Origin of the sequence: Streptomyces chattanoogensis, assembly GCF_001294335.1 — a bacterium.
GTDB lineage: Bacteria > Actinomycetota > Actinomycetes > Streptomycetales > Streptomycetaceae > Streptomyces > Streptomyces chattanoogensis.
The window spans coordinates 122934-129190 of sequence record NZ_LGKG01000134.1 but is presented as its reverse complement, the minus strand read 5'-3'; the positions used below and the strand labels follow the sequence as shown (position 1 = coordinate 129190).

The window sequence follows — 6257 nt, the reverse complement described above, 5'->3', positions numbered from 1 at the left end:
TCGGCGCCGAAGAGCCACCAGCCCAGCGGACGCCGCTGCACGATCGCGGCCCGCAGCATCGCCGCCCAGGCCAGCAGGCCCAGGCTGCCCACCGTGAGGCGGGGCGTATCCCTGTCCGTAACGGGGCTTTGCGGCCTCGCGGATGTCGACGACCAGGTAGTACGCGACCGCGCCCGTCATCTGCAGCAGCAGCGCCCCCACCGCGAGGTTCGGCGCCGAAGAGCCACCAGCCCAGCGGACGCCGCTGCACGATCGCGGCCCGCAGCATCGCCGCCCAGGCCAGCAGGCCCAGGCTGCCCACCGTGAGGGCCACGAAGACCACGCGCAGCAGGACCAGCACCCCCGTCGCCGGGGGACGGTACGGCGGGGGCACCGGGGCGGGGGCGTGCATTGCTGCTCCTGGTGGATCAACGGTGGCGACCGTGGCCGCGAGGGGGCGCGGGCGTGGTGACGCGTGAGGACCCGCGGGCGTACGAGCGTATATACGGCAGCGGCGCCGCGTCCGGGGTTATGCGGAATGCGCCGGGGCAACTGCCGTCACCGCGCCCCGGCGGGCCGGTCCGGCGGGTCAGTCCGGCGCGACCGAGCCGTCCGTGAAGCCGTCGTAGAGCCCCTGGACCAGCTGCTCACCCAGCCGGGCGGCGAGCCGCAGGGCCTCCTCGAAGGCCGCCAGGTCCTGGAAGCGCTTGCCGTAGCGGCGCTGTTCGGCGAGGGGGAGGCGGGGCAGCTGGAGGCGGCGGACGTCGAGGCGGGTGGCGGTGGAGGCGTAGCTGCTGGCCTGGCGGTTGTTGGCGGTGCCGCGCAGGAAGCCGGCGAGGAACCAGGGGTCGAGGGCGGCCGGGTCGGGGCGCAGCAGGGTGAGGTTGCGGCCGAGGGCGGCGCCGGCGGTGGTGTCGTCGACGACGCGGGCGATGGCGCCGCCGCCGAGGACGGGGACGACCACATCGCCTTCCTGGACGAGGACCGGCTCTTCGGCAGGGGTGGAGGGCGCGGCTTCGGGGAGCGTGCCGGAGGGGGCGAGGGCGCCGATGACGTCGTGGTCGGTGAGCACGGCGAAGGGGACGCCGGGGAGGGCGCTGCCGGGGCCGCCGGCGCGGAGGAGCAGGGCGCCGGAGCGGGCGAGTTCGCCGACGGTGGTGAGCGGCCAGCGGGCCGGGCCCGGCTGTGGGGCGGTGTCCTGGGGTGCGGTGCGGGGGGTGAGCTGGGTGGTCCGGGCGAGGGTGTCGGTCAGCCGGTCGCGGACCCGGGCCAGTTCGGCGGGGCCGCCGGCCGCGGCGGGTGGCGGGAGATGGCGGGCGGGGGCGAGGTCGACATCGTCGCCCAGGAGGTCGATGGCGGCCAGCGACCGCCGTATGCCGGGAAGTTCCTCGACGCCGCCGTCGCGGTCGAAGGCCTGCCAGGCGTCGACGGCGGTGGCGCGGACGGCCGCCCAGTCGAGCTTTTCCCGGCCGGAGGCGCCGGACGCGCCGCCGGCGGCGGGCCCCGCCGTGTCCACGACGAGGAGTTGGGGGGCGGGCTGTGCGCTGCCGCTGGGCTTGCGCAGCACCCAGAGGTGGAGGGGGATGCCGTTGGGCGGGGCGGCGCCGGCGGGCAGGGCGATGACGGCGCGCAGGGCGCCGCGGCGCAGCAGATCGGCGCGGATCCGGCGGCCGGAGCGGCGGGAGGCGGCGGCGGGCGGCATCAGCAGGACGGCGGTGCCGCCGGGGCGCAGCCGGGCCAGCGCGTGCTGGACCCAGGCCAGTTCGGATTCCGTGCGGGCCGGGAAGCCGTACTCCCAGCGGGGGTCGTAGGCCAGTTCGTCATGGCCCCAGTTGCGTTCGTTGAACGGCGGGTGGACCAGGACGGCGTCGGCGGCCAGCTCCGGGAAGGCGTCGGCGCGCAGGGTGTCGGCGGCCCGGACGCGGACCTGGGCGCCGGGGACGCTCAGCGCGAGGCGGAGGGCGGTGAGCGCGGCGAGGTCGGGGTCGGCTTCCTGGGCGTGCAGGGCGAGGGGGGGTGCGTCCGGCTGTCCGGCGGCCCTTTCCTGGGCGGCGGTCAGCAGGCCGCCGGCGCCGCAGGCCGGGTCGAGTACGGAGCCCAACGGGCCGTCCTGTGCGGCGAGTTCGGCCATCAGGGCGGCCGGGGCGGGTGGGGTGAGGGTGTACTGGCGGGGGTTGGCATCCAGGTGGCGGCCGAGCAGGAAGGCGTAGGCCTCGGCGGCGCCGTCCAGGGCCGCGAGCTCGGCGGTGGCGCGCACCAGGGCGGCGGAGGGGGCGAGCGACTCGCGGGTCAGACCGCGGACGGGGTGGTCGTCGCCGAGCCGGGCGGCGAGGACGGAATCGAGCATCGCGGGCAGGACGCCGGTCAGATCGGCGTCGTCGGAGGCGCCGCGCAGCTGCTTCCAGGCGGCGGGCCGGTCGCGTACGAGGAGGAGGACGGCGCCGGCCTGGCGGAGCGCGCCCGCGGCGCCGGCCGGGTGGCCGACGAGCTGCTGCCAGACCCTTTCGCGCAGCGGTACCTCGGCGAGTTTGCCCTGGTCGCGGAGCCATTGCTCGATGTCGCGGAGGGCGAAGGCGGGGCTGGTCTCGGTGCCGCCGACGGGCTTGGGGAAGTCGGCGTGGCGGCGGCGCCAGTTGCTGACGGCGGCCCGGCCGACGCCGGCGAGCCGGGCGATACCGGCGGCGGTCACCTCGGTGGGGCGGTCCGCCGGGCGGCCGGCGGGGGAAAGGCCGGCGGCCGCGCCGCCGTCCGCCACGCCGTTACCTGCGGCGCCGTCGTCCGTCGCGTTGTCCGTTGGTGCGATGTCCGGCACCTGGCTGGCTCCCGTCCCGATGCGTGACCACTGTGTCAGCAGCATACCCATCACCGTTTGACCCATCCCTTCACATCGTGAATCTCTGCTCGTCGTGAACTCGTGTTGACTCGATTCACAGTCTCTGCTGTTATTGACCCATCGCTTCAGCGCAACTCGATTCAGCGCCCGGAAGGGGCCCCTCCCGCATGTCTCACCAAATGCAGTACCAGCCAGCCCCGATGGGCGCACCGGCCCCGCAGCAGGCCCGCAACGGCCTCGGTGTCGCCGCCCTGGTCCTGGGCATCATCGGTGCGCTCAGCGGCATCCCGATGTTCCTGTTCTGGCTCGCCGGGCCGCTCGGCCTCCTGGCCCTGATCTTCGGCATCGTGGGCATGGGCCGCGCCAAGAAGGGTCAGGCCACCAACAAGGGCGTGGCGGTGACCGGCACGATCCTGGGTGTCCTCGCGCTCATCCTGGCGGTCGTCGGCGTCATCGTCTCCGTGCTGGTGGTCAAGGGAGCGGTCGACGAGGCCAAGGAGCAGATCGACAAGGAGACGGGCAGCAGCAACGCCATCAAGGACCTCGGCCCGGGAGCCACCGCGAAGTACAACAACGGCCTCCAGGTCACCGTCTCGAAGCCGGGCCCGTACGCCGTCAACCCGAGCACCGTCATCACGCACACGGACGGCGACAAGGCGTACAAGGTCACCGTCACGATCAAGAACACCGGCAAGAAGGTCGTCAAGGACCCCACCATGCTGATCAAGGCGGAGGCCGACGGCAAGAAGACCGAGGAGTTCTCCAACGACAAGGTCGGCCCCAGCTCGCACGACTGGGAGGCGCAGCTCGACCCGGGCGAGTCCGACACCGCGGAGATCGTGTTCGACGCCCCGCCCTCCGCCAAGGAGCTCGACATCGAGATCACGCCGGACCTCCTGCTCGACCCGGCGAACTGGAAGCTGAAGCTCTGATCCGCACCTGCACGCACCAAGCCGTCGGCCCGGAACCGCACCTCGCGGTCCCGGGCCGACGGCCGTATCCGGGTGCGAACCCGACTAGTTGGCGTGGAACCGGGCCGGCGCCTCCGTCGGGTTCCCGCCGCCCGGCAGCCGCTCCTGCGGGCAGGAATCCAGCACCCGCACCATCGCGGCCTTCTCCGCCCGGGTCACCCACAGCCCGTACTTCCGCTTCACCGCCACCTGGTGGGCGACATACGTGCAGCGGTACGGCCGGTACGCGGGCAGCCAGGTCGCCGCGTCCCCGTCGCTCTTGCGCCGGTTCGCCGAGGCGTCGACCGCGATCAGGTTCAGCGGGTCGTTGGCCAGCGCGATCCGCTTACGGGCCGGCCACCGCGCCGCCCCCTTCTGCCAGGCGTCCGACAGCGCGACGACATGATCGATGTCCACCCGACTGCGGCCGCGGGTGTAGCGGATCGCCTCTCCCGTGTAGGGGTCCTTGGCCAGCGTGCCCGAGAGCACGACACAGCGCCCGTCCCGGAAGGCGACGCCCCGCAGATCCCGCCGGAGGATGTCGTCCCGGGTGCCGCAGCCGTTGCCGTCGGTGTCCGCCCAGGCGGAGCCGAAGCGGGCGCGGGCGTAACCGGCCCTGGGGGCCCGGCCCTTGACGTCCAGTGCGGCCACCGCCTGCAGCGCGCTGCCCCGCGCGGCCGGGCCCGCCGTGGTGTCCCCGCCCCGGCCGGGGCGGGTTTGGTCCGGGGTGCACCCGGTGAGGGTCAGCACAGCGGCCAGTGCGGTGGCGGCGGCCGCGGTCAGGGGGAGCCGGGCGCGGAGGGCGGTGGGTATCACGGCGGTCCAATCCGGGAGCGGGGGCAGGGGCGGGGGCGGGCGCCCGGTCCGGTCCGGTTCGCCGCTTCGAGTATCTTTTCGGAAATCGAGAGTGAGGACCCCCATGGACACGGCCGCAGCAACGGCCACGGGCGACAGCGGGCCCCCGCCCCAGGCCGCCGCCCCCGGCCCCGCGACCGCGACCACCGGCGCTCCGCGCACCGCCCCCGGCCGCCTGCGCCGCGCCGCGCACCGGCTGCGCGACGCGAGCGCCCCGCTGCGCACGCCGCGCCTCGACCCGTACTGGACCGCCGCGTTCTTCTTCGTCGCCTTCGCCGCGCTGTCCGTCTGCCGCCTCCGGACGATGTCCACCTCCTCCTGGGACCTGGGCATCTTCGAGCAGGCGATACGGGGCTACGCACACCTCCAGGCGCCGATCGTCGACCTCAAGGGCCCCGGCACCAACGTCCTCGGCGACCACTTCAGCCCCGTCCTGATCGTGCTCGCCCCGCTCTACCGGCTCTTCCCCTCGCCGCTGACCCTGCTCCTCGCGCAGGCCGCGCTGTTCGCGCTGTCCGTCCTGCCGGTCACCCGCGCCGCCGCCCGGCACCTGGGACGCCTCCCTGGCCTGGCCGTCGGCATCGCGTACGGCACGTCCTGGGGCATCCAGAAAGCCGTCGACTTCGACTTCCACGAAATAGCCTTCGCACTGCCGCTGATCGGCTTCGCGCTCGAGGCGGTGCTGCGCGAGCGCTGGACCGCGGCGGTGTGCTGGGCCGTGCCGCTGGTGCTGGTCAAGGAGGACCTGGGCGTCACCGCGGCCGCGATCGGCGCGCTGGTGCTGATCCGCACCCGCCGGGCCGCGCCGCTGCCCATCGCCCTGGTCGTCTTCGGGCTCACCGCCACCGCGCTCACCCTCGGCGTCCTCATCCCCGCCTTCAACGGCTCCGGCTCGTACGACTACTGGAGCAAACTCGGCGCCGACGGCGGAGCGGCGCCCGCCATCCCCTTCGACACCGCCGTCCGCACCACGCTGTGGGTCCTGCTCCCCACCACCGGCCTGCTCGCCCTGCGCTCCCCTTTCCTCCTGGTCGCGCTGCCGACTCTCGGCTGGCGGTTCCTCTCCCACGAACCGCACTACTGGGGCATCGACTGGCACTACAACGCCGTCCTGATGCCGGTGGCCCTCCTCGCCCTGGTCGACGCCCTGCCGCGCGCCCGGGTCTCCGCCCGCCCCTGGGTGCGCTCATACGCCCACCATCTGCCGGCCGCCGTACTGGCCGCCGCGCTCGCCCTGACCGCCACGCTGCCGCTGTCGCGGCTCACCGAGGCCGCCACCTACCGCGTCACGCCGGATGTCACCGCCGCCGACCGGCTGCTGGCGCGGATACCCGACGGCGCGACCGTGGAGGCCGACATCCGCCCGCTGTCCCGCCTCACCGGCCGCACCCGGGTCTTCTGGATCGGCGACACCCGCGGCATCTCCCCCGACTACATAGCCGTCCAGCACCCCACCGACCGCACCACGCGCCAGGCCCTCGCCGACGCGTCCGCCCGGCACCCCGAATCCACCTACACCGTCCTGGGCGACGCCGGGGGGCTGCTCGTGTTCCAGCGGGCGTCGGCGCGCTGACCGCGGACGTACGCAGCGCGGCGCCGCCCGCGCGGGACGGCCGCCGTCTGCCGCGTCACGACCCCGG

The 6257-nt window shown here is 74.6% G+C and carries 4 protein-coding genes; 2 read left to right on the top strand and 2 right to left on the bottom strand.

Annotated features, from left to right (window positions below):
* Nucleotides 1–568 precede the first annotated feature (568 nt).
* Nucleotides 569–2668: an N-6 DNA methylase gene (locus ADL29_RS16425; protein ID WP_053924397.1), complete on the bottom strand. Its 2100-nt coding sequence runs from the start codon at nt 2666–2668 to the stop codon at nt 569–571.
* 311 nt (nt 2669–2979) lie between these two features.
* Here ADL29_RS16425 and ADL29_RS16420 point away from each other — a divergent pair, with 311 nt between their 5' ends.
* Nucleotides 2980–3744, top strand: coding sequence for a DUF4190 domain-containing protein (locus ADL29_RS16420; RefSeq protein ID WP_053924384.1), 765 nt, complete (start codon nt 2980–2982; stop codon nt 3742–3744).
* Between the two features lie 84 nt (nt 3745–3828).
* Here the strand turns inward: ADL29_RS16420 and ADL29_RS16415 are convergent, their stop codons facing one another.
* Complete coding sequence (locus ADL29_RS16415; RefSeq protein WP_053924396.1) at nt 3829–4578, bottom strand: HNH endonuclease family protein; 750 nt, start codon at nt 4576–4578, stop codon at nt 3829–3831.
* 103 nt (nt 4579–4681) lie between these two features.
* Between ADL29_RS16415 and ADL29_RS16410 the strand changes: the two genes are divergently transcribed.
* On the top strand, nt 4682–6190 hold the full coding sequence (locus tag ADL29_RS16410) for a DUF2079 domain-containing protein (RefSeq protein WP_053924383.1): 1509 nt from the start codon (nt 4682–4684) through the stop codon (nt 6188–6190).
* Nucleotides 6191–6257: the final 67 nt, after the last annotated feature.